15 protein-coding genes and 2 pseudogenes are annotated in these 22,947 nt (G+C 75.6%); 15 read left to right on the top strand and 2 right to left on the bottom strand.

Annotation, left to right across the window (positions count from 1 at the left end; genetic code table 11):
* The first annotated feature begins 115 nt into the window (after positions 1 to 115).
* Positions 116 to 3,618: pseudogene (locus ACSNOB_RS25710) on the top strand (S8 family serine peptidase).
* Positions 3,619 to 3,708: 90 nt separating this feature from the next.
* Here ACSNOB_RS25710 and ACSNOB_RS25705 read toward each other — a convergent pair.
* Positions 3,709 to 4,689, bottom strand: a complete 981-nt coding sequence (locus ACSNOB_RS25705; RefSeq protein WP_436689139.1) for a TrmB family transcriptional regulator — start codon at positions 4,687 to 4,689, stop codon at positions 3,709 to 3,711.
* Between the two features lie 90 nt (positions 4,690 to 4,779).
* Between ACSNOB_RS25705 and recN the strand changes: the two genes are divergently transcribed.
* From recN to ACSNOB_RS25660, 9 genes are all read left to right on the top strand, one after another.
* On the top strand, positions 4,780 to 6,537 hold the full coding sequence (gene recN / locus ACSNOB_RS25700; protein ID WP_436689137.1) for a DNA repair protein RecN: 1,758 nt from the start codon (positions 4,780 to 4,782) through the stop codon (positions 6,535 to 6,537).
* A 119-nt stretch (positions 6,538 to 6,656) separates the two neighbouring features.
* Complete coding sequence (gene steA, locus ACSNOB_RS25695; RefSeq protein ID WP_393112027.1) at positions 6,657 to 7,835, top strand: putative cytokinetic ring protein SteA; 1,179 nt, start codon at positions 6,657 to 6,659, stop codon at positions 7,833 to 7,835.
* Positions 7,836 to 7,862: 27 nt separating this feature from the next.
* Entirely contained in the window at positions 7,863 to 8,804 is a 942-nt protein-coding gene (locus ACSNOB_RS25690; RefSeq protein ID WP_393112029.1) for a copper transporter, read from the top strand.
* 61 nt (positions 8,805 to 8,865) lie between these two features.
* Positions 8,866 to 9,732 (top strand): hypothetical protein, encoded by an 867-nt coding sequence (locus tag ACSNOB_RS25685; RefSeq protein WP_436689134.1) that lies wholly within the window; start codon positions 8,866 to 8,868, stop codon positions 9,730 to 9,732.
* 1 nt (position 9,733) lies between these two features.
* Positions 9,734 to 11,449 (top strand): murein biosynthesis integral membrane protein MurJ, encoded by a 1,716-nt coding sequence (gene murJ, locus ACSNOB_RS25680; protein ID WP_436689132.1) that lies wholly within the window; start codon positions 9,734 to 9,736, stop codon positions 11,447 to 11,449.
* A gap of 55 nt (positions 11,450 to 11,504) precedes the next feature.
* Positions 11,505 to 12,695, top strand: coding sequence for a glycosyltransferase family 4 protein (locus ACSNOB_RS25675; protein ID WP_436689130.1), 1,191 nt, complete (start codon positions 11,505 to 11,507; stop codon positions 12,693 to 12,695).
* Positions 12,695 to 15,103, top strand: a complete 2,409-nt coding sequence (locus ACSNOB_RS25670) for a hypothetical protein (protein ID WP_436689128.1) — start codon at positions 12,695 to 12,697, stop codon at positions 15,101 to 15,103. The genes ACSNOB_RS25675 and ACSNOB_RS25670 overlap by 1 nt, the downstream gene beginning before the upstream one ends.
* A 150-nt stretch (positions 15,104 to 15,253) precedes the next feature.
* Positions 15,254 to 17,005: a CTP synthase gene (locus tag ACSNOB_RS25665; protein ID WP_393112039.1), complete on the top strand. Its 1,752-nt coding sequence runs from the start codon at positions 15,254 to 15,256 to the stop codon at positions 17,003 to 17,005.
* Entirely contained in the window at positions 17,002 to 17,607 is a 606-nt protein-coding gene (locus ACSNOB_RS25660; RefSeq protein ID WP_436689126.1) for an NUDIX domain-containing protein, read from the top strand. Before ACSNOB_RS25665 ends, ACSNOB_RS25660 begins: the two co-directional genes overlap by 4 nt.
* A 77-nt stretch (positions 17,608 to 17,684) precedes the next feature.
* Here the strand turns inward: ACSNOB_RS25660 and ACSNOB_RS25655 are convergent, their stop codons facing one another.
* Entirely contained in the window at positions 17,685 to 18,008 is a 324-nt protein-coding gene (locus tag ACSNOB_RS25655) for a TM2 domain-containing protein (RefSeq protein WP_393112136.1), read from the bottom strand.
* A 225-nt stretch (positions 18,009 to 18,233) separates the two neighbouring features.
* On the opposite strand from ACSNOB_RS25655, the gene ald reads away from it, so the two are divergent.
* From ald to ACSNOB_RS25630, 5 genes and pseudogenes are all read left to right on the top strand, one after another.
* Positions 18,234 to 19,349: an alanine dehydrogenase gene (gene ald, locus ACSNOB_RS25650; RefSeq protein ID WP_436689124.1), complete on the top strand. Its 1,116-nt coding sequence runs from the start codon at positions 18,234 to 18,236 to the stop codon at positions 19,347 to 19,349.
* An 11-nt stretch (positions 19,350 to 19,360) separates the two neighbouring features.
* On the top strand, positions 19,361 to 20,353 hold the full coding sequence (locus tag ACSNOB_RS25645) for a site-specific tyrosine recombinase XerD (protein WP_436689141.1): 993 nt from the start codon (positions 19,361 to 19,363) through the stop codon (positions 20,351 to 20,353).
* Positions 20,354 to 20,579: 226 nt separating this feature from the next.
* Complete coding sequence (locus ACSNOB_RS25640) at positions 20,580 to 21,503, top strand: ParA family protein (protein ID WP_036375269.1); 924 nt, start codon at positions 20,580 to 20,582, stop codon at positions 21,501 to 21,503.
* Positions 21,504 to 21,556: 53 nt separating this feature from the next.
* Positions 21,557 to 22,594, top strand: a complete 1,038-nt coding sequence (locus ACSNOB_RS25635) for a segregation and condensation protein A (protein ID WP_436689122.1) — start codon at positions 21,557 to 21,559, stop codon at positions 22,592 to 22,594.
* Positions 22,591 to 22,947: pseudogene (locus ACSNOB_RS25630) on the top strand (SMC-Scp complex subunit ScpB); the annotation flags it as partial. The gene ACSNOB_RS25635 and the pseudogene ACSNOB_RS25630, both read left to right, overlap by 4 nt.

Raw genomic sequence — 22,947 nt, 5'->3', positions numbered from 1 at the left:
CGCCCGACCCACCGGCCCGACCCCGGGCACACCCGCCCCGGGCGGCGCCGCGCCCGTCCGTATCACGCTGATCACCGGTGACCAGGTCGAGCTGGCCCCGGCCGCGTCCGGGCGGGTGGCCGCCACGGTCCGCCCCGGCCCTGGCCGCGACCGGGTCACCTTCCACACCACCGAGGTCGACGGCGGGGTGCGGATCGTCCCCAGCGACGTCGTGCCGTACCTCTCCGCCGGGGTGCTCGACCCGGACCTCTTCGACGTGCAGGAGTTGGCCGCGGCCGGGTACGGCGACGCCGACCAGGGCGCGCTCCCGCTGATCGTGCGTTATCAGGAGCCGGCCGCCGGGCGGGTGCGCTCGCTCGCCGGCGCCACCGCCGCCCGGCCGCTGAAGAGCATCAACGGCGCGTCCCTGCGCGTCGACAAGGGCGACCTCGGCGGCCTGTGGAGCACGCTGCGGGCCGCCCCGGCCGGTCGCGCCACCGGTGCCGACGCGGCCCGGCTCGGCGCCGGCATCGCGCGGGTGTGGCTGGACGGACGGGTCCGCCCGGTGCTGGAGCACAGTGTGTCGCAGATCGGCGCGCCGACCGCCTGGTCGGCCGGCCGCGACGGCGCCGGTGTGCGGGTCGCGGTGCTCGACACGGGGGCCGACGCCGCGCACCCCGACCTGGCCGGCCGGATCGCCGGCAGCCAGGACTTCTCCGGCAGCGGGAGCGCCGGCGACGGGCACGGGCACGGCACCCACGTGGCGGCCACGATCGCCGGCAGCGGCGCCGCCTCCGGCGGGCTGCGCAAGGGCGTCGCCCCCGGCGCGCAGCTGCTGATCGGCAAGGTTCTCGACGACGGCGGCAGCGGCTACGAGTCGGCCATCATCGCCGGCATGGAGTGGGCCGCCCACTCCGGCGCCAGGGTGGTCAACATGAGCCTCGGCGGCAGCCCCACCGACGGCACCGACCCGATGAGCCAGGCCCTCGACGACCTGACCGCACAGACCGGTGCGCTCTTCGTGGTCGCCGCCGGCAACGACGGCGCGGCCCGCACCGTCGGCACCCCCGGCGCGGCGACCGCGCCGACCAACTGGCCGACTTCTCCAGCCGTGGGCCGCGGGTCGGCGACAGCGGCCTGAAGCCGGAGATCACCGCGCCGGGCGTCGGCATCGTCGCCGCCCGTGCCGCCGGCACCACCATGGGCACCCCGGTGGGGGAGGCGTACACCGGCGCGTCCGGCACCTCGATGGCCACCCCGCACGTTGCCGGCGCGGCCGCCATCCTCGCCCAGGACCACCCGGACTGGACCGCCGACCAGCTCAAGGACGCCCTGGTCAGCACCGCGAAGAACAACCCCGCGCTGACCGTCTTCGAGCAGGGCGCCGGCCGGGTCGACGTGACCCGGGCGCTGGGCCAGCGGGTGTACGGCACGGCCACCGCCGACTTCGGCCGGATCGCCGCCGGCAGCGGGGCGACGGAACGGACCGTCACGTACACCAACGGCACCACGACGGCGCAGACGCTGCGGCTCGCCATCGAGCTGCGCAACCTGGACAGCGGCGCGGCCGAGGCCGACGGCGTGTCCGTCGGCGCCACCGAGGTCACCGTGCCCGCCGGCGGCCGTGCCACCGTGCCGCTGCGCACGGATCCCGCGAAGCTGGACCGCGGCCCGCACGGCGGCTGGCTGGTGGCGACCGGCGCGGACGGCGTCTCGGTGCGCACCGCCGTCGGGTTCACCCTCAACGGCCCGCTGCACACCGTGACCCTGCGCGCGCTGGACATGGCCGGGCAGCCCGGCGTGGCGCCGGTGGCCACCCTCTTCGGCGAGCACCCCGAATCCGATCACCTCGGTTGGATCGCCGGTGAGTCGCAGGTGCAGGTCGAGGAGGGCCCGTACCTGCTTCAGGCGCTCATCGAGCACGGCGCCCCGCTGGACGAGCAGATCACCCTGGTCACCGACCCGGAGCTGACGGTGGACCGGGACCTCACCGTGGTGCTCGACCCGCGCAGGGGCACCCCGGTGCGCATCGAGACGCCGAAGCCGGCGGAGCAGCGCTCGTCGATCAGCTTCTACGAGCACCGGGTCTTCGGCAACGGCCGGCAGGTCGACCACGGAGTGATGACGTTCAGCACCATCCAGCAGGTCAACGTGACACCGACCCGCCGGGTCACCCAGGGCGAGTTCGAGTTCTCCTCCCGCTGGCAGCTGGTCACACCGATGGTGGACGCCACCGTGAGCAGGGTGGCCGGCCCGCTGGACATCAACCTGCTGAACCGGTCCCCTGCCCCCGCCGGCCGGCGGAAGCTGCCGCTGGTCTGGGCCGGCACCGGGACCCCCGCCGAACTGGCCCGGGCCCGGGGCGCGACGGCGCTGCTCGTCGCCGATCCGGAGCGCTCGGAGGAGGAGCAGATCGCGGCGGCCGCCGCGGCCGGGGTGGCGGTGGCGCTCATCGTCCGCCCGGCGGACTCGAGCGCCTGGACGGTCTGGACCCCGGCCGGCGACCGGTTGCCCATCCCCGCCCTGGTGGTGGCGTACGACGACGGCCAGCGGGTCATCGCGGCGGCCCGGGCCGGACGCGCCACGCTGGACCTGGCGCTGACCGTGGACAGCCCCTACCTGTACGACGTGTTCCAGGTGTCGAAGGACCGGGTGCCGGAGCGGATCGTGCACAGGGTGACCGCGGCGAACACCGCCGAGGTGACCGCGCGCTACGCCGACACCGGCGGGTTCGACTGGACCAAGGAGCAGCGGTTCGGCTGGCGGCCGTGGCAGGAGTACTCCTGGAACGACGACCAGCGGCTGGTGCGTACCGGCACCGCCCGGCGGGAGTGGGTCAGCGCCGGGGACTCCTGGTGGCAGCAGCGGGTCATGCACCGGCTCACCTTCTCGAACTCCGGCAAGCTGCTCGGCGGGCTGACCGAGCGGCCCCGCCGGTACGCCGCCACCGACCGGGTCACCGAGTCCTGGTACGCCCCGGTGGTCCGGCCCGCGGTGCCGGCAGTCCCCGGCGCCCCGGTGCCCCGGCGTACCGGGGACGTCCTGGACCTGCGGGTCGCCGAGTTCGTCGACGCCGACGGGCACCACGGCCTGGCGGGGACAAGCGAGGAGCGGGACGCGGTCGAGGCCCGGCTCAGCCGGGACGGGCAGCAGATCGCCGACCTGAGCGGCGGCTGGGCGCCGGTGGCCACCACGCCGGACGCCGCCCGGTACCGGTTGGACGTGACCACCCGCCGCTCGTCGGAGGAGTGGCGCTGGGCCACCCGGACCGAGACGAGCTGGCAGTTCGGCTCGGCCCGCCCGGCCGGTGACGCGGCGCAGCCGCTGCCGCTGCTCCAGGTGGAGTACCAGGTGCCCGCCGACCTGCGGGGCGAGGTGGCCGGCGCGCGCGGGCACCGGCTCGGCCTGGCGCTTCGCCAGCCGGCCGGCGTGCCGGCCCCGCAGGGCACCCGCCTGCGGGTGGAGGTGTCGTTCGACGCCGGGGCGACCTGGCGGTCGGTGCCGGTGCGCGGCTCGGGCACCCGGTACACCGCGCTGGTGCCCGCCGGTCGGGGCGCGGTGTCGCTGCGGGTACACGCCACCGACCGTGCCGGCAACGCCGTCGACCAGACCGTGATCGACGCGTACGGCCTGCGCTGAGCGGGCGCGGGGGGGGACGGCCGGACCCGGCCGCCCCCCCCCCCCCCCCCCCCCCCCCCCCCCGCGGTCACCGCCCGGAGCAGCGCCGGCTCAGAGCCAGCCGCGCCGGGCGGCCTGGTAGGCCAGCCCCGGCCGGGTGTCCACCCCGGCGACCGCCATCAGGTCGGCCAGCCGGCGCTGCACGGTACGCCGGCTCACCCCGAGCTGGGAGGCGATGGACTTGTCCGGCACCCCGGCGACGAAGAGCGAGAGCAGCCGGACCTCGTCGGCGTCCGGGCGGTCCCCGTCGGCGGCGTCCGCCAACGTGCCGCCCGGCCGCAGCGGCGTGGCGACCCGCCAGTGGCTCTCGAAGAGGGCGAGCAGCGCGTCCAGTAGCTGGCTGCGGCCGATCACCGCGGCGCTCGGCTCCCCGCTGTCCCGTTCCGGCACCAGTGGGCAGATCGCCGTCCGGGCGTCCACGACGGCCAGCCGGACCGGCAGCCGGTCCGCCACCCGGGCCTGCTCACCGGCGCGTACGCCCTGCTCGACGTCCGCCAGGGCGCCCGGTTCGAGGAGCATGTCGCGCTCGTAGATGGCCCGGTAGCGCACCCCGCGGGCCAGCGCGTCGAACTCCTCGACGTTCTCCTGCCCGGGCATCGCCAGCGGGTTGGCCCGGCAGAACCAGAGCACCTCGCTGCGCGCGGCGTTCTGCAGGTCCCGCAGCCGTTCCCGGAGCGCGCCGGCACCCGTGATCACCTCGACGAGGTGGTCGGCGTCGTGCCGGCGCAGGCCGGAGCGGTACTCCTCCGTCAGCCGGCTGACCGCCACCCGGGCCGCCTCCAGCGCCTCCTGGTGGCGCAGCAGCGTCCCGCCGAGGGCGACGTCGGGCGCCAGTGGTCGCACCGGCCCGCCCGGGTCGGGACCGGCGGGCAGGACCAGCCCCTTGCCGCGCAGCGCGTCGAGTTGGGCGACGACCGCGGCGCGCGGGCGGCGCAGCCGCCGGGCCAGCTCATCGGGTCGGGCCACGGTGAGCTGGACGAGGCAGCGGTACAGCTCTTCCTCGTCCGGGGCCAGGCCGATCACGTCCAACACCGGGCTGAACTGTACGACGCCGCCGGGCAGGCCACGACGCCGCGTCGCCGGCTGGTCAACTGTCGGGGGCCGCGTCTACTGTCGGATGCTGTGCTGGAAGAGCTGCGCATCACCGGACTGGGCGTCATCGAGGACACCACGCTGCCGTTGACCGGCGGCATGAACGTCATCACCGGCGAGACCGGTGCGGGCAAGACCATGGTGGTCACCGGCCTCGGCCTGCTCTTCGGTGGCCGTGCCGACGCGGGGCGGGTCCGGGCCCAGCCCGGCCGGGCGGTGGTGGAGGGCCGGCTGCGCCTCGGCGGCCGGGTCGCCGCCACCGTGCACGCCCGGATCGTCGACGCCGGGGGCGAGCCCGACGAGGACGGCTCGGTGCTGCTCAGCCGCACGGTCACGGTGGAGGGCCGGTCCCGGGCGCACCTGGGCGGGCGCAGCATGCCGGTGTCCATGCTCGGCGAGGTGGGCGAGCAGGTCGTCGCGGTGCACGGTCAGTCCGACCAGCTGCGGCTGCTGCGCCCCGCCGAGCAGCGGGCCGCGCTGGACCGGTTCGCCGGCCCGGAGCACGAGAAGCTGCTCGACGCGCTGCGCGAGGCGTACACGCGCTGGCGCGCGGTGGTCGACGACCTGACCGACCGGCGGCGCAACGCCCGCGAGCGCAACCAGGAGGCCGACCTGCTGCGGCTCGGCCTGGACGAGATCACCCGGGTCGACCCGCAGCCCGGCGAGGACGACGAGCTGAAGGCGGAGGCGCAGCGGCTGGAGCACGCCGAGGGGCTGCGCACGGCGGCGCAGATCGCCCACCAGTGCGTGGCCGGTGGCGTCGAGGCGACCGACGAGACCCCCGACGCCACGACGCTGCTCGGCACCGCCCGGCGCACCCTGGAGGCGCAGGCCGGCACGGATCCGGCGCTCGGCGAGCTGGCGGGGCGGCTGGAGGAGGCGGCCACCCTGGTGACGGACGTCTCCGCCGAGCTGTCGGCCTACCTCGCCGCGCTGGACGCCGACCCGGCCCGGTTGCAGGCGATCTACGAGCGCCGGGCGGCGCTGCGCGCGCTGACCCGCAAGTACGCCGACGACGTCGACGGGGTGATCGCCTGGGCGGAGCGGGCCCGCACCCGACTGTCCGACCTGGACACCTCCGACGAGCTCCTCGACGAGCTGGAGCGGGAGTCGTCGCGGCTGGCCGGCGAGGTGGCCGACCTGGCCGGCCGGGTGTCGACGTCCCGGCAGGAGGCGGCGACCCGCTTCGCCGAGCAGGTCACCGTCGAGCTGGCCGGCCTGGCCATGCCGCACGCCCGCATCGAGGTCGCGGTGCTGCCCCGGCCGGCCGGCCGCGCCGAGCCGACCCTGCGGGTCAACGGCGCCGAGGTCGGCATCGGCCCGGACGGCGGCGACGAGGTCGAGCTGCGCCTGCTGGCCCACCCCGGCGCGCCCTCGCTGCCGTTGCAGCGCGGCGCCTCCGGCGGTGAGCTGTCCCGGGTGATGCTCGCCATCGAGGTGGTCTTCGCCGGCTCGGGTGGGCCGCCCACGCTGGTCTTCGACGAGGTGGACGCCGGGGTCGGCGGCCAGGCCGCGGTGGAGATCGGCCGCCGGCTGGCCCGGCTCGCCCGCAGCCACCAGGTGCTCGTGGTCACCCACCTGCCGCAGGTCGCCGCGTTCGCCGACCGGCACCTGGTGGTGGCGAAGGACACCGGTGGGGCGGTCACCACGAGCGGGGTCCGCGTGGTGGAGGACACCGAACGGGCCCGCGAACTGGCGCGGATGCTCGCGGGTTTGCCCGATTCCGACCTGGGTATCGCCCACGCCGAGGAGCTTCTCGCCGTGGCGGCCCGGGAAAGGCGCCCGTGAGGTCGGCGATTGTGAGCACAGGCACACCGCCCTGCGCGCTGGTGTGCTTCCCTGGGTAGGCGGCCCTGCTCAGGCATGTCGCGACAGAAATGCCTGCCTCACATGCCAGGATGGTCACGATGCGTCTACCCACGTTGCGCCGGACCCGGAACGCGGAACCGGGCAGAATCCTCGGCACCGCGCGCCTGGACCGCCGGACGAAGCGCCTGGTCGGCCGGCTCCGCCCCGGTGACATCGCGGTCATCGACCACGTCGACCTCGACCGGGTGGCCGCCGACTCGCTCGTCGCCGTCGGTGTCGCCGCCGTGCTCAACGCCAAGCCGTCGGTCTCCGGCCGCTACCCCAACCTCGGCCCCGAGGTGCTGATCGGCGCGGGCATCCCGCTCCTGGACGACCTGGGCGAGGGGATCTTCGAGCGGATCCGCGAGGGCGACACGGTCCGCATCGAGGGCAACACCGTCTACGTCGGCGACGATCCGGTCGCGCACGGCAGCCTCCAGGACGCCGAGACGGTGGCCAAGGCGATGGCCGACGCGCGGGAGGGCCTGTCGGTCCAGCTCGAGGCGTTCGCCGCCAACACGATGGACTATCTCAAGCAGGAGCGCGACCTGCTCCTCGACGGCGTCGGCGTGCCGGAGATCCAGACCGAGATGCAGGGGCGGCACTGCCTGATCGTGGTGCGCGGCTACGACTACAAGGCCGACCTGGACGTCCTGCGCCCCTACATCCGCGAGTTCAAGCCGGTGCTGATCGGCGTCGACGGGGGCGCGGACGCGCTGGTGGAGGCCGGCTACACGCCGGACATGATCATCGGCGACATGGACTCGGTCACCGACGACGTGTTGCGCTGCGGCGCCGAGGTGGTCGTGCACGCCTACCCGGACGGGCGGGCGCCCGGCCTGGCCCGGGTCACCGGGCTCGGCGTGTCGGCGGTCACCTTCCCGGCGGCGGCGACCAGCGAGGACCTGGCCATGCTGCTGGCCGACGAGAAGGGCGCCTCGCTGCTGGTCGCCGTCGGCACGCATGCCACGCTGGTCGAGTTCCTCGACAAGGGGCGCGGCGGCATGGCCTCGACGTTCCTGACCCGGCTCAAGGTCGGCGGCAAGCTGGTCGACGCCAAGGGCGTGAGCCGGCTCTACCGGCAGAGCATCTCGGGCTCCTCGCTGCTGCTGCTGGTGCTCTCCGCGATCGCGGCGATGGCCTCCGCCGTGGCGGTCTCCACCGTCGGCAAGGCGTATTTGGGCGTGGTCTCCGAGTGGTGGAACAATTTCGTGTTCCAGCTTGAACAACTTTTCTAGCGTCCGACCGACCAAGAGGCTGCAGGTGTGATCAACTTCCGGTACCACGTGGTGTCCCTGACCGCGGTCTTCCTGGCGTTGGCGATCGGTCTGGTGGTCGGCACCGCCGCCCTGAACGGCCCGGTGGCCGACTCGCTGAAGGAAAACGTCAACGAGCTGCGCAAGGACAACCAGCAGATGCGCCAGTTGGTCCAGAACATGGAGCGCGAGCTGGAGCTCGAGGAGGACTTCGCGGCCCAGATGGCGGAGGTGGTCCTGCCCGGCAAGCTCACCGGCAAGCGGGTGCTGGTGCTCAGCCTGCCCACCGGGCGCGACCACACCGAGGGCGTGGTCAAGATGCTCCAGCTGGCCGGGGCCGAGGTGACCGGCCGCGTCGACCTGCAGGACAAGTTCATCAACCCGGACAACAACAACAACCTGCTGGAGCTGGCGGTCACCGCCGCGCGGCCGACCAGCGCGCCGACCTCCGGGCTGCCCGGCAACGGGCACGGGGTGGAGACGTCCAGCGCGCTGCTGGCCAGCGTCCTGTTGGACCGGGCGCCCGGCGCGACGCCCGTCAGCGAGGCCGACCGGCGGGCGGTGCTGGCCGCGTACACCAACGCCAACTACCTGACCACCGAGGAGCGGGTCAGCGCGTCGGCGGAGGCCGTCGTCGTGGTCAGCGGGCAGCCGTACGTGGACAAGGACTCGGCGAAGAAGGACGAGTCGGTGCTCAAGGTCGCCGAGCAGTTCGACCGGACGGGGACGATCGTCGTCGCCGGCAACGGCTCGGCCGGCGGCAACCTGGTGGCCGCCGTCCGGAGCGACCCCGTGCTGGTGCAGTCCATCTCCACCGTCGACAACGCCAACACCGTCCAGGGCCAGCTGGTCACCTCCCTCGCGCTGGTGCAGCAGGTGAACGAGAAGAAGGCCGGACAGTACGGCGTCGGCGACAACGCGGCGTCCCTGCTGCCTAGACTGCCCCAGTGAGCGAACGACGTACCCCGGTGTCCGGATCCACGTACTGCCACGTTCGACGGGAGGGGGCCGCGTGAGCACGCTCGGTCGACTGTTGATCGCCGGCGCGGGTGCCGCCGTCGCCCGGTACGCGCTGCGCGAGGTGCGCACCTCGCCGGCCGGGCCGGCGCTGGACCGGACCAACTTCCGGGGCCGCACGGTGACCCTGGCCGCTGGGCCGGCCCTCGCCGCCGGGGCCGCCGGGGCGGGCGCGTTCGGCGCCTCCAGCGCGTCCTCGGGCGCCGCCGCCCTGGTCGCCGGGGTGGGCGCCGGGGCGGTCGGGCTCTACGACGACGTGGTCGGGGCGCGGCCGGAGCAGAAGGCCGCCAAGGGCTTCGCCGGTCACCTGGCCGCGCTGCGCGAGGGGCGGGTCACCGCCGGGCTCGTCAAGATCGTCGGGGTGGGCGCGGCCGGTCTCGGCGCCGCCGCGCTGCTCGCCGCCGACCCCCGGGTCGCCGGGCACCGGCGCCGCCAGCGGCAGGGCGCCCTGGGTCGGGGCGTCGACGTGCTGCTCGGCGCGGGCGTGATCGCCGGCACCGCGAACCTGCTCAACCTGCTCGACCTGCGCCCCGGCCGGGCGCTGAAGTCCGGCATCCTGCTCGGCGCCCCGCTCGCCGGTGGCCCGCACGGCGGGATCGCCGCCGGCGCGGTCGGCGCCGCGGCCGGGCTGCTCCCCGCCGACCTCGGCGAGGACGTGATGCTCGGCGACAGCGGCGCCAACGCGCTCGGCGCGCTGCTCGGCGTGGCGCTGGCCGCCCGCACCGGCCCGGTCGGGCGGGCCGGGCTGCTCGCCGTGCTCGCCGGCCTCACCGCGGCCAGCGAGAAGGTCAGCTTCACCCAGGTCATCCAGCGCACCCCGGGGCTGCGCGAGTTCGACGCGCTGGGCCGTCGCGCCGACTGACGTGACGACCCCGGCACCCCTCGCCGGCGCCGGCCGCGTCGCCGGCGCCGGCCGCGTCGCCGGAGCGGCCGCGCTCATCGCCGTCCTCACCGTCCTCAGCCGGCTCGCCGGCTTCGGCCGCACCGCCGTCTTCACCTGGGTCGTGCAGAAGAGCGACCTCGGCGGCATGTACGTGATCGCCAACACGGTCCCGAACATCATCTTCGAGATCGTCGCGGGCGGCGCGTTGGCGAGTCTGGTCGTACCGCTGCTGGCCGGGCCCGTCGCGGCCGGGGACCGGCGCGCGGTGGCCGCCACCACGGGCGCCCTGCTCACCTGGACGGTCACCCTGCTGGTGCCGCTGGCCGTGCTGGTCGCGGTGGCCGCCGACCCCCTCGTGTCGCTGATCAGCGAGGGGCGCTCGGAGGCCGAGGTGGCCGCCGGCGCGCGGATGCTGCGGGTCTTCGCCCCGCAGTTGCCGCTCTACGGCATCGGCATCGTGCTGACCGGCGTGCTCCAGGCGCACCGCCGGTTCGCCTGGCCGGTGATCGCGCCGCTGCTGTCCAGCCTCACCGTGATCGTGGTCTACCTCGCCTTCGGCGGCGCCGAGGGGCGCGGGGCGAGCGTGGCGCAGGTGAGCCGCGGCGGCGAGTTGATCCTCTCCGCCGGCACCACGGCCGGCGTGGTGGTGCTGTCGCTGTCGCTGCTGGTCCCGCTGCGCCGGCTGGGGCTGCGGCTGCGACCCGGGTACGCGTTCCCGCCCGACGCCCGGACCCGGGTGACGGGGCTGGCGCTGGCCGGCGCGGTCACCGTCACCGCGCAGCAGATCGCGCTGCTGGTGCTGCTGAACCGGGTCTCCGGCGGCCCGACCGGCTCGCCGCAGGTGTTCAACCTGGCCCAGACCATGTTCCTGCTGCCGTGGGCGGTGCTGGCGGTGCCGCTGGCGGTGGCGGCGTACCCGACGCTGGCGACCGCGGCGGCCGCCGGGGACGAGGACGACTACCGGCGCACGCTCTCCTCGACGGTGCGCGGGGTGCTGCTGTTCAGCTGCCTCGGCGCGGCGGCGCTGGTGGGCACGGCCGGGCCGGTCGCCGCCTTCTTCTATCCGACCGATCCCGGTTCCACGGCCGCCGGGATCGCCGGCTTCGCCCCCGGGCTGCTCGGCTACGGCCTCTTCGCGGTGCTCTCCCGGGCCCTCTACGCCCGCGGCGACACCCGCCCCGCCACGGTGGCGATCAGCGTCGGCTGGCTGGCCGTGCCGGTGGCGGCGGTGCCGCTGGCGGCCCTGTTCCCGGTGGCGGACCGGGTGCTGGCCGTCACCCTGGCCAACTCGGTCGGCATGCTGCTGCTCGGCGGCCTGCTGCTCGTCGCCGTGCTCCGCTCGGCCGGGGCCGGCGCGCTCGCCGGCGTCCCGCGGGCCGGCGCCGCCGGGCTGCTCGCCGGGGCCCTGGCCGCGCTCGCCGGGTGGGGCGCCGCCCGCTGGCTGGACGCGGCCGGCGACGGCACCCCGACGACACCGGCCGCACTCGTGCAGGGCATGCTGTCCGGAGTCCTGGTCGGCGTCGTGTTCCTCGCCGTTGTCTGGCTGGTCGACCGGCGGGACGTGCGACCGCTGCTCGCCGGGGTGCTCCGGCGGCTGGGCCGGGGCCGGCGCGGGCCGGTGGCCCCCGCCGAAGGGACGGGTGCGGGCGAGATCCCCCCGGAACGGGGTGACGGGAAGGAGACGGTGTCCCGGTGAGCGGGTGCAGGACGGGTGACCGGCCGGCGGCGACCGACGAGCGGGGGTGGTCGCGGTGACGGAACCGACACCGGACACCGGCTGGCGCGGCACGGTGGCCCTGCTGCTCGCCTCCAGCACCGGCGGGGTGGGGCAGCACGTCCGTTCGCTCGCCCGGGGGCTGACCGCCGCGGGCGCCTCCGTGCTGGTCTGCGGGCCCGCCGCGACGCAGGAGCAGTTCGACTTCACCGGCGCCGGCGCCCGGTTCCGGGCGGTGGAGATCCCCGCCAGCCCGACCCCGGCCGACGCCCGCGCGGTCACCGCGTTGCGCCGGACGCTCGCCGCCGAACCGGTCGACGTGCTGCACGCCCACGGGCTGCGCGCCGGGCTGGTCGCCGTGCTCGCCCGGCCGGCCGCGCCACTCGTGGTCACCTGGCACAACGCGGTGCTCGCCGGCGGGTTGCGCGGCGGCGTGTCCCGCCTCGTCGAGCGGGTCGTCGCCCGGGGCGCCCGGGTGGCGCTCGGGGCCTCCGCCGACCTGGTCGAGCGGGCCGCCGCGCTGGGCGCGACGGACGCCCGGCTCGCCCCGGTCGCCGCGCCGGCGCTGCCCGCGCCGCGCCGCCGCCGGACCGCCGTCCGCGCCGAGTTCGGCGTCCGCCCGGACCAACCGCTCGTCCTCTCGGTCGGCCGGCTGCACCCGCAGAAGCGGTACGACGTGCTGGTCGACGCGGCCGCCCGGTGGCGCACCCGGTCCCCGGCGCCGGTCGTGGTGATCGCCGGCAGTGGCCCGGCCTACCTGCCGCTGGCCGCCCGGATCTCCGCCGCCCGGGCCCCGGTGACCCTGCTCGGGCACCGCACCGACGTGGCCGACCTGCTCGCCGGAGCCGACCTGGCGCTGGTGACCAGCGACTGGGAGGCCCGTCAGCTCTTCGCGCAGGAGGCGATGCGGGCCGGCGTGCCGCTGGTGGCGACCGCCGTCGGCGGCCTGCCGGAGCTGGTCGGCGACGCGGCGGTGCTGGTGCCGCCCGGGGACGTGGACGCGGTCGACGGGGCGGTGCGCGCCCTGCTCGACGACGAGGCAGCCCGGGCCGACCTGGGCCGCCGCGGCGCGGCGCGGGCCGCGACCTGGCCCAGCGAGGCGGACACCCTCGCGCAACTGGCGGCGCTCTACGCCGAGCTGGCCCCGGACCCGGCGGCCTCCGGCGCCGACGGCGGGCCCGCGGAGCCCGGCCGGGACGGCCACGCCCCGTCGACGGGACGCCGGTGATGCTGCGCAGACTCGCCCCGGCCCTGCTGACCCTGGTCGTGGTGGCGCTCGGCATCACGGCGCTGACCGCCCGGCCGGAGCGGGCGGCGCCCGAGCGCACCGCCGACTTCGTCGTGCTGGCCGGCGTGGCCGGGCTGCGCTGGGAGGACGTCGACCCGGAGACCACCCCGACGCTGTGGCGGATGGCCCGGGACGGCTCCATCGGCTCCCTCTCGGTGCGCTCCGCGCACCGGCCGACCTGTCCCGTGGACGGCTGGCTGACCCTCGGCGCGGGCAGCTACGCCGCGTGGAACGGCAGCCGGCAGGCCGGGGGCTGCCCCCCGACGGCGGTGACCGTGGAGCAGCCCGACCGGATCGGCGCGAACCTGCCCGACCAGGAGGGCGTCGTCCGGTACAACCAGGAGCGGCTGGCGTGGGGCACGGTGCCCGGCGCGCTGGCGGAGTCGGTGCGCTGCTCGGTGGCGGTGGGGCCGGGCGCCGCGGTCGCCGCCGCCCGACCGTTCGGCCGGGTCGACCGGTACGCGGCCGCGCTGCCCGAGGACCCCGCCGAGCTGCTCGGCTCGTGCGTGCTGAGCATCGTCGACCTCGGCACGGTCGCCGGCGACAACCCGGCGGACCGGGCCGCGGCGGCCCGCGAGGCCGACGCCCGGCTGGCCCGGGTGCTCGCCGCCCGGCCGCCCCGCTCGCTGGTGTTCGTCGCCGGGGTGTCCGACACCGACGTGCCGTCCCGGCTGCACGTGGCCGTCGCCGACGGGCCGGGCTGGGAACGCGGGTGGCTCACCTCGGCCAGCACCGGCCGGGAGGGCTACCTGCAACTGGTCGACCTCGCGCCGACCGCGCTCACCGCGCTGGGCCGGCCGATGCCCGAGCGGCTGTTCCTCGGCCGGCCGGCCGAGTCGGTCGGCGGGCGGCCGGCGGACCTGGCCACCGCGATCGCCCAGCCCGCCGACGCCGACCGGGAGGCGGCCGCCCAGCGTCGGGTGGCGGACTGGTTCTTCGCCCTGCTCGCCGGCGCGCAGGTGCTGCTGGCGGTGGCGGTGCTGCCGCTGCTGCGCCGGGCCCGCCGGCACGCCGGCCCGTACGGGCCGGAGCCGGTGTCGCGGCGGGTGGTGGCGGTCGTCGAGCTGCTGCTGATCGCCGCCGCCCTGGCCGTCCCGGCCGCCCTGCTCGCCGACGCGGTCCCGTGGTGGCGCGGCGACCACGCCGGCGTCTACTTCGCCGGGGTGACGGTCCTGCTGCTGGTCGCCGCGACCGCGGTGGTCCGGTTGGCGCCGGGGCACGCGAGCACCCTCGGCCCGCTCGGCGCGGTGGCCGGCCTGACCACGCTGGCCGTCGGGGTGGACGTGCTCACCGGCGCCCGCCTCCAGCTCAACGGGGTGGTCGGCTACTCCGCCCTGGAGGGCGGCCGGTACGCCGGGCTGGGCACGGTCGGGCTCGGGGTCTTCCTGGCCGGCGCGCTGCTGAGCGCGGGATGGTTGGCCCAGCGGGTCCGCCGGTCGTGGCGGCCGATGGTCGTGGTGGCCGTGGGCGGCGCGGCGGTGGTGGTCGTCGGCAGCCCGTACCTGGGTGCCGACTCGATCGGTGCGATCGCGTTGACCGCGGGGTTGAGCGTCGCCGCCGCGATCAGCGCCGGCGGCTGGCTGACGATCAGCCGGCTGGTCTGGGCGAGCATGGCCGGGCTGGCGCTGACCATCGGCTTCGCGGTGCTGGACCTGCGCCGCCCCGCCGCCGAGCGGGGCAGCCTGGGCCGGTTCCTGGCCGCCGTCGGCGACGGCACCGGCGGGCTCACCGTGCACCGCTCCAGCACGGCCAACTTCGAGACGCTGGTCAACAGCCCGCTGACCGTGCTGGCCCTGGCCGGCGCCCTGCTGGTCTGGTTCGCCCTGCTCCAGCCGTGGGGCGGGCTGATGCGACTGTTCGGCATCTACCCGGCGATCCGCGCGGCGATGGCGGGCACCGCCGTGGCCGCGGTGATCGGCGGGCTGCTCGGCGGCGACGCCCTCGACGTGGCCGGCGCGGCGGGCGCCCTGGTGGTGCCGATGGCCGCGCTGGCCGCGTTGCGGGTGCTGGACCACTCCACCGACCGCACCCTGCCCGACGCGGCCCGCCAGCGCGACGGCGGGCCGGGCGGGGCCGGCGAGGGGCCGGGCGGCGGCGGGGGACCGGACGACGGCGACCCGGACCGCCAGGGGCCGGCGGGCGCCGGCCCGACCGCCGCCCGCGCCACGGACCCGGCCACCGGGCCGGACGCCCCGGCCGGCTCCCCACCCGCGCGCACCGCGGCCCCGGCTACCGGGTCCGGCGCGGCCCCGGCCGCCGGGGCCGGCGCGGACGGGCCGGCGACCGGGACGGGCGACGGCGGGCGCGCGCCGGCCGGCCGGCCATCGACCGAGGTCACGGCGTCCTGAGCCGGTCCGGTGACACCCGGCGGCCGGTGCGGGTGCGCCCGGCGGCGGGGGCGGGTGAGGTGTTACCGTGGAATCCCGTGGATCGCGTGATCACTTTGCTGATCGGCACGGCGGTCTGCACGACCGCGACGGACGACACGGGAGCAGGCCTTGGCCCCTTCAGCACGGACGACCAGGCACATTTTCGTCACCGGGGGCGTCGCCTCCTCGCTGGGTAAGGGGCTCACCGCCTCCAGCCTCGGCAACCTGCTCACCGCGCGCGGGCTGCGCGTGGTCATGCAGAAGCTCGACCCCTACCTCAACGTCGACCCGGGGACGATGAACCCGTTCCAGCACGGCGAGGTCTTCGTCACCGAGGACGGCGCCGAGACCGACCTCGACGTCGGGCACTACGAGCGGTTCCTGGACCGGGCGCTCTCCGGCAAGGCGAACGTCACCACCGGCCAGATCTACTCCGACGTGATCGCCAAGGAGCGGCGCGGCGAGTACCTGGGCGACACCGTCCAGGTCATCCCGCACATCACCAACGAGATCAAGTCCCGGATCCTGGCGATGGCCGACCCGGACGACGACGGCCAGGTGCCGGACGTGGTGATCACCGAGGTCGGCGGCACGGTCGGCGACATCGAGTCGCTGCCGTTCCTGGAGGCGATCCGGCAGGTCCGCCACGACCTGGGCCGCGACAACTGCTTCTACCTGCACGTCTCGTTGGTGCCCTACCTGGCGCCGTCGGGCGAGCTGAAGACCAAGCCGACCCAGCACTCGGTGGCCCAGCTGCGCAGCATCGGCATCCAGCCGGACGCGCTGGTGCTGCGCTGCGACCGGGAGATCCCCGACAAGGTCAAGCAGAAGCTGTCGCTCTACTGCGACGTCGACCGCGAGGCGGTCACCGCCGCCCCGGACGCGCCGAGCATCTACGACATCCCCAAGGTGCTGCACCGCGAGGGCCTCGACGCGTACGTGGTGCGGCGGCTCGGCCTCTCCTTCCGGGACGTGGACTGGGCCAGCTGGGACGACCTGCTGGACCGGGTGCACCAGCCCCGGCACACCGTCACCGTCGCCGTGGTCGGCAAGTACGTCGACCTGCCCGACGCGTACCTGTCGGTGAGCGAGGCGATCCGGGCCGCCGGCTTCGGCCACCGGGCCCGGGTGCAGCTGCGCTGGGTGCCCAGCGACGAGTGCGTCACCCCGACCGGCGCCGCGGCCGCCCTGGCCGGCGTGGACGGCATCGTCATCCCCGGCGGCTTCGGGGTGCGCGGCATCGAGGGCAAGATCGGCACCGCCCGGTACGCCCGGGAGAACGGCATCCCGCTGCTCGGCCTCTGCCTCGGCCTGCAGTGCATGACCATCGAGGTGGCCCGGCACCTGGCCGGCCTGGAGGGCGCCAACTCGCTGGAGTTCGACGAGGAGGCGAAGCACCCGGTCATCGCCACCATGGCCGACCAGGAGGACATCGTCGCCGGCAAGGGCGATCTGGGCGGCACCATGCGGCTCGGGGCGTACCCGGCCAGGCTGACCGAGGGCTCGCTGGTCGCCGAGGCGTACGGCAGCACCGAGGTCAGCGAGCGGCACCGGCACCGGTACGAGGTGAACAACGCCTACCGCGACGCGCTGACCAAGGCGGGCCTGCACATCTCGGGCACCTCGCCGGACGGCCGGCTGGTCGAGTTCATCGAGCTGGACCGCGGCCTGCACCCGTACTTCGTGGCGACCCAGGCGCACCCGGAGCTGAAGAGCCGGCCGACCCGGCCGCACCCGCTGTTCGCCTCCTTCGTCAAGGCGGCGGTGGCGTACTCCGAGGCCGACCAGCTCCCGGTGGACCTGGAGCCGGCGGAGGGCGCGGCGGCGAAGAAGGCCGCCCGCAACGGCGGCGCCGCCGCGAAGGCGGCGTCGGCCTCGTGAGCGCCGTCGAGCACCGCTACGAGGTGCGTTCCCGCACCGAGCGCTACCGGGGCCGGATCTTCGACGTGGTCAGCGAGGAGGTGACCATGCCGGGCGGCGGGACGGGGGTCCGCGACTTCGTCCGGCACGTCGGCGCGGTGGCCGTGGTGGCGCTCGACGCGGCCGGTCAGGTGGTGCTGATCCGCCAGTACCGCCACCCGGTCGGGCGGCACCTGTGGGAGCTGCCCGCGGGGCTGACCGACGTCTCCGGGGAGGACCTGGCCGCCGCGGCGGCCAGGGAGCTGGCCGAGGAGGTCGACCTGACCGCCGGGCGGATCGACGTCCTCGTCGACCTGCACAGCTCGCCGGGGTTCACCAACGAGCTGGTCCGGGTGTTCCTGGCCCGGGACCTCGCGGACGTGCCGGCGGAGCAGCGCCACGAGCGCCGCGACGAGGAGGCCGACCTCCAGGTCGTCCGGATCGACCTCGACGAGGCGGTCGGCATGGTCCTCGCGGGGGAGATCACCAACGCGTCGTGCGTGGCCGGGCTGCTCGCCGCCGCCCGGGCCCGCGACACCGGCTGGTCGGCGCTGCGCCGGGCGGACGCCCCGCCGCCGCGCTGAGCCGGCCGCGCCGGAGCGGTACGTGAGAAGGGGCCGTGCGGTTCGTCCGCACGGCCCCTTCGTCGTCTCGGGTCGGATCAGTCGCGCAGCGGGCGTCCCTGGCCGTCGACGCCGCCGTTGACCAGGATCAGGATGCCGTCGATGACGCCCCAGATGCCGCCGAGGCCGCAGGTCACGAGGGTCACCACGAGCTGGAGGACGCCGGTCTTGGTGTCGCCCATGTAGAACCGGCCGACGCCGAAGCCGCCGAGCAGGATGCCGAGAACGCCGGCGACGACCTTGCTCTTGTCGGAAACGCCCTGGGGATACCCGGGCTGGTAAGGAGGAGTGGTCATGAGGCGACACCTTAGTGATCGACTCGCGTCCTGTCCGCAGCGGCACCCGGTAAGTGGGACGATAATGGACGAACACTGTCCTGACGGCTGAGGTGATGTCCCACCGCCGGCCGGGTCCACGCCTGACACTTCGTCAGCGTGGACGGGCACCGGATGGCACTGTGCTGGCTCACCGAGGGCGGCGGCGCGCCTAGACTGCCGCCGGCGGGACCGGTGGACCGCGGCGGCAAAGGGGCCGTCGTGGCGCCGAGCAGTCGGGGGAGAGCAGCCCCGAAGAGAGGTGTCTGCATCGTGAAGGTCGGAATCCCACGCGAGGTCAAGAACCACGAGTACCGCGTGGCGATCACGCCGGCGGGCGTCAACGAGTTCGTCCGCAACGGTCACCAGGTCTTCGTCGAGTCCGGCGCCGGGGTCGGATCCAGCATCAGCGACGACGAGTTCGCCGGCGCCGGGGCCAAGATCCTGGCCACCGCCGACGACGTGTGGGACACCGCCGAGCTGGTGCTCAAGGTCAAGGAGCCGGTCGCCGAGGAGTACCACCGCATGCGTGCGGGGCAGGTGCTCTTCACCTACCTGCACCTGGCCGCCTCGAAGGCGTGCACCGACGCGCTGGTCGACCGCAAGGTCACCGGCATCGCCTACGAGACCGTCGAGCTGCCCGACCGGTCGCTGCCGCTGCTCGCCCCGATGTCCGAGGTGGCCGGCCGGCTGGCCCCGCAGGTCGGCGCGTACCACCTCCAGCGGCAGGGCGGCGGGCGCGGCATCCTGATGGGCGGCGTCTCGGGCGTGTACGCGGCCAAGACCGTGGTCATCGGCGCCGGCGTCTCCGGCATGAACGCCGCCGCGATCGCGCTGGGCCTGCAGGCCGAGGTGCTGCTGCTGGACAAGAACGTCGCCCGGCTGCGCCAGGCCGACGCCATCTACCGCGGCCACCTCCAGACGGTCGCCTCCAACGCGTACGAGATCGAGCGCGCCGTGCTCGACGCCGACCTGGTCATCGGCGCGGTGCTGGTGCCCGGCGCGAAGGCCCCGACCCTGATCTCCAACGAGCTGGTCTCCCGGATGAAGCCGGGCAGCGTGCTGGTCGACATCTCCATCGACCAGGGCGGCTGCTTCGAGGACTCGCGTCCCACCACGCACGCCGACCCGACCTACAAGGTGCACGAGTCGATCTTCTACTGCGTGGCGAACATGCCGGGCGCGGTGCCGCACACCAGCACCTACGCGCTGACCAACGTCACCCTGCCGTACGCCCTGGAACTGGCCAACCACGGTTGGCGCGAGGCGCTGCGCCGCGACCCCGCGCTGGCGCTGGGCCTCAACACCCACGACGGCCAGGTCACCTACGGCCCGGTCGCCGAGGCGCACGGCATGCCGGCCCTGTCGCTGGCCGACGCGCTGGCCTGAGAGGCGGCGGGCTGACCGGGACACCGGACGGGGCCGGCGCGGGCGTGGAGCCCGCGCCGGCCCTGCGCCGTGCCGTGCGCGGCTACCTCGACCACCTCACGGTCGAGCGCGGCCTGTCGGCGAACACGCTGTCGTCGTACCGCCGGGACCTGGAGCGCTACCTGGCCACCCTGGCGGCGGCCGGGGTGCCGGACCTGGCGGCGGTCGGCCCGGGCCAGGTCGAGGAGCACCTGGCCCGGCTGCGGGCCGGCGACGACGCGCACCCGCCGCTGGCCGTCTCCTCGGCCGCGCGGGCGGCCAGCGCGGTGCGCGGGCTGCACCGCTTCGCGCTGCGCGAGGGGCTGGCCGGCGCCGACCCCAGCCGCGATGTCCGTCCGCCCACCCCGCCGCGCCGGCTGCCCCGCGCGCTGCCGGTGGACGACGTGGTCCGGCTGCTGGAGACCGCCGGCGCCGTGACGGCCACCGGCGAGGGCGCGCCGCTCGCGCTGCGCGACCGGGCGCTGCTGGAGTTCCTGTACGGCACCGGGGCGCGGATCTCCGAGGCGGTGGGGGCGGCCGTCGACGACCTCGACGTCGACGAGGGCACGGTCGTCCTGCGCGGCAAGGGCGGCCGCACCCGGCTGGTCCCGATCGGCGGGTACGCGGTCGAGGCGCTGCGCGCCTGGCTGGTGCGGGCCCGGCCCGGGCTGGCCGCCGCCGGCCGGGGCACCCCGGCGGTGTTCCTCAACGCCCGCGGCGGCGCGCTGTCCCGGCAGGGGGCGTGGACCATCCTGCGCCGCGCCGCCCAGCGGGCCGGCCTGCCGGTCGACGGGCCGCAGGCGGTCTCCCCGCACACCCTGCGCCACTCGTACGCCACCCACCTGTTCGACGGCGGCGCGGACGTGCGGGTGGTGCAGGAACTGCTCGGCCACGCCTCGGTGACGACCACCCAGGTCTACACGCTGGTCACCGTGGAACGGCTGCGCGAGGTGTACGCCACCGCCCATCCCCGGGCGCGCGGCTGACCGGTTCCAGCCGTCCGGCCGGCCCGCGCCGGCCGGTCCGCCGGGGGTGGCCTGGTCGGCGGGGCGGCGACACGCCGAGCGGGTGCGACCGGCCCGCGGGCCGGTGGCGTACAGTCGGCATCGGCGCGGACCTCCTGGGGCAGGCGGACCGGGGTGCGCAGCGGCGCCGCGAAGGACGTCGGACGGCTCCGACGCCGGGTGGTCGTCGGGAGGGGGCAACGAAGACATGGCTGGCAACGGTGACCGTGCCGAGACCTGGACGTCGGAGCTCCGCGAGCAGCAGGCCACGCTCGGGGCGGATCTCGGTCCGGCGGATCCGGCGGCGTACACGATGCGCAAGCCGATCCCCGAGCCGATGCCGACCGACCGGCACGGCCCGGCCCGGATCATCGCGATGGCCAACCAGAAGGGCGGCGTCGGCAAGACCACCACGACCATCAACCTGGGCGCCGCGCTGGCCGAATACGGCCGCAAGGTGCTGCTGGTCGACTTCGACCCGCAGGGTGCCCTCTCGGTGGGGCTGGGGGTCAACCCGCACAACCTCGACCTGTCGGTCTACAACCTGCTCATGCAGGACGACGTCACCGCCGAGGACGTCCTGATCAAGACCGACGTGGCGGGGCTGCACCTGCTGCCGGCCAACATCGACCTCTCGGCGGCCGAGATCCAGTTGGTCAACGAGGTCGCCCGCGAGATGGCCCTGGCCCGGGTGCTCCGGTCGATCCGCAAGGAGTACGACTACATCCTGATCGACTGCCAGCCCTCGCTGGGCCTGCTGGCGATCAACGCGCTGACGGTCGCGCACGGCGTGCTCATCCCGCTGGAGTGCGAGTTCTTCAGCCTGCGCGGTGTCGCGCTGCTGCTGGACACCATCGACAAGGTGCGCGAGCGGCTCAACTTCGACCTGGAGCTCGAGGGCATCCTCGCCACCATGTACGACAGCCGCACCACCCACTGCCGTCAGGTGCTCCAGCGGGTGGTGGAGGCGTTCGGCGACAAGGTCTACCAGACGGTCATCACCAAGACCGTCAAGTTCCCCGAGTCCACCGTCGCCGGCGCCCCGATCACCACGCTCGACCCGGCCTCGTCCGGCGCCCGCAACTACCGCCAGCTGGCCCGCGAGGTGATCGCCGCCCAGGCGGAGCGGTAGGCCGGGGTGCACCTTCGCGCCGAGGCGTCCGGGGCGTGGACTACGGTCTTCCGGTGACCGCGCCGCCCCTCGATCCGCCCACGACGCCGGAGCAGCCGCCCGTGCGGGCCGCCGAGGCCGCCGCCGAGGTGCCGACCGATCCGGCCGGCGTGCCCGAGGCGGCGGAGTCCGGCGGCGGCTTCACCGTCCGGCTGTCCAACTTCACCGGCCCGTTCGACCTGCTGCTGCAACTCATCAGCAAGCACAAGCTCGACGTCACCGAGGTGGCGCTGCACAAGGTCACCGACGAGTTCATCGCCTACATCCGGGCCATGGGCGACCAGTGGGACCTCGACGAGACCAGCGAGTTCCTGCTGATCGCGGCCACCCTGCTCGACCTGAAGGCGGCCCGGCTGCTGCCCGCCGCCGACGTCGAGGACGAGGAGGACCTCGCCCTGCTGGAGGCGCGGGACCTGCTCTTCGCCCGGCTGTTGCAGTACAAGGCGTACAAGGAGGCGGCGGCGCACATCGCCGCGCTGGAGGAGGTCGGCGGCCGGCGCTACCCCCGCGCGGTCACCCTGGAGCCCCGGTACGCCGAGGCGCTGCCCGACCTGGTGCTCGGCATCGGCCCGGAGCGGCTGCTCAGGCTCGCGGTCAAGGCGATGACCCCGAAGCCGGTGCCGGAGGTGTCCATCGCCCACGTGCACATGGTCCGGGTCAGCGTCCGGGAGCACGCGGCGATCCTCACCGAGCGGCTGCGCCGGGCCGGCACCGCCACCTTCTCGCTGCTCTGCGCCGACTGCGACGCCACCCTGGAGGTGGTGGCCCGGTTCCTGGCCCTGCTGGAGCTCTACCGGGAGGGCCTGGTCGCCTTCGTCCAGGAGCAGGCGCTGGAGGAGCTGACCGTACGCTGGACCGGCCCCGCCGACGGCGGCCCGGACCTGCACATCGACGAGTACGCCGGCACCCCGCCCGAGCCGGCCGCGAGCCCCGCCACGACCGGGGCGCCCGCCGAGGATCCGGCCGGTGGTGCTCCGGCCCCCGGCGCCCAGGCCGAGCCGTCGGGGGCGGCGGGGCGACCGGACGGGAACGAGGAAGGAGCAGCGGGATGAGCAGCGACGAGCGTCGGGACTCCCTGGCCGACCAGGCGGCCGCCTGGGTGCCGCCCTGGCAACGCCCCACGCCCCCCGCCACCACTCCCGGCACCGTCTCCGGAACCGGCAGCGACGCCGAGGCCGCCCCCGTCACCGAGGCCGCCCCCGCCACTGAGGCTGCCCCCGCCACTGACGCCGACGCCGACGCCGACGGTGGCGCCGCCGGGGGTGGCGCCGGAGATCTTGGTGAGTTATCGCCCCTGGAGGGGCCGAAGGCTGCCAAGATCTCCGACGGGCCCGAGGTGAGCAGGGACGTGGCGGCCTCGGTGACGGGGGCGGCCTCGGCGTCGCTGCCGGTTCCGGAGACGGTG

Source organism: Micromonospora sp. URMC 106 (genome assembly GCF_051386395.1).
GTDB lineage: Bacteria > Actinomycetota > Actinomycetes > Mycobacteriales > Micromonosporaceae > Micromonospora.
This window is presented reverse-complemented; position numbering and strand designations above follow the sequence as displayed.

Coding starts and splice junctions, on each gene's coding strand:
- steA (WP_393112027.1), top strand. CDS start 6,657: ATGCGTCTACCCACGTTGCGCCGGACCCGGAACGCGGAACCGGGCAGA.
- ACSNOB_RS25670 (WP_436689128.1), top strand. CDS start 12,695: ATGCTGCGCAGACTCGCCCCGGCCCTGCTGACCCTGGTCGTGGTGGCG.
- ACSNOB_RS25640 (WP_036375269.1), top strand. CDS start 20,580: ATGGCTGGCAACGGTGACCGTGCCGAGACCTGGACGTCGGAGCTCCGC.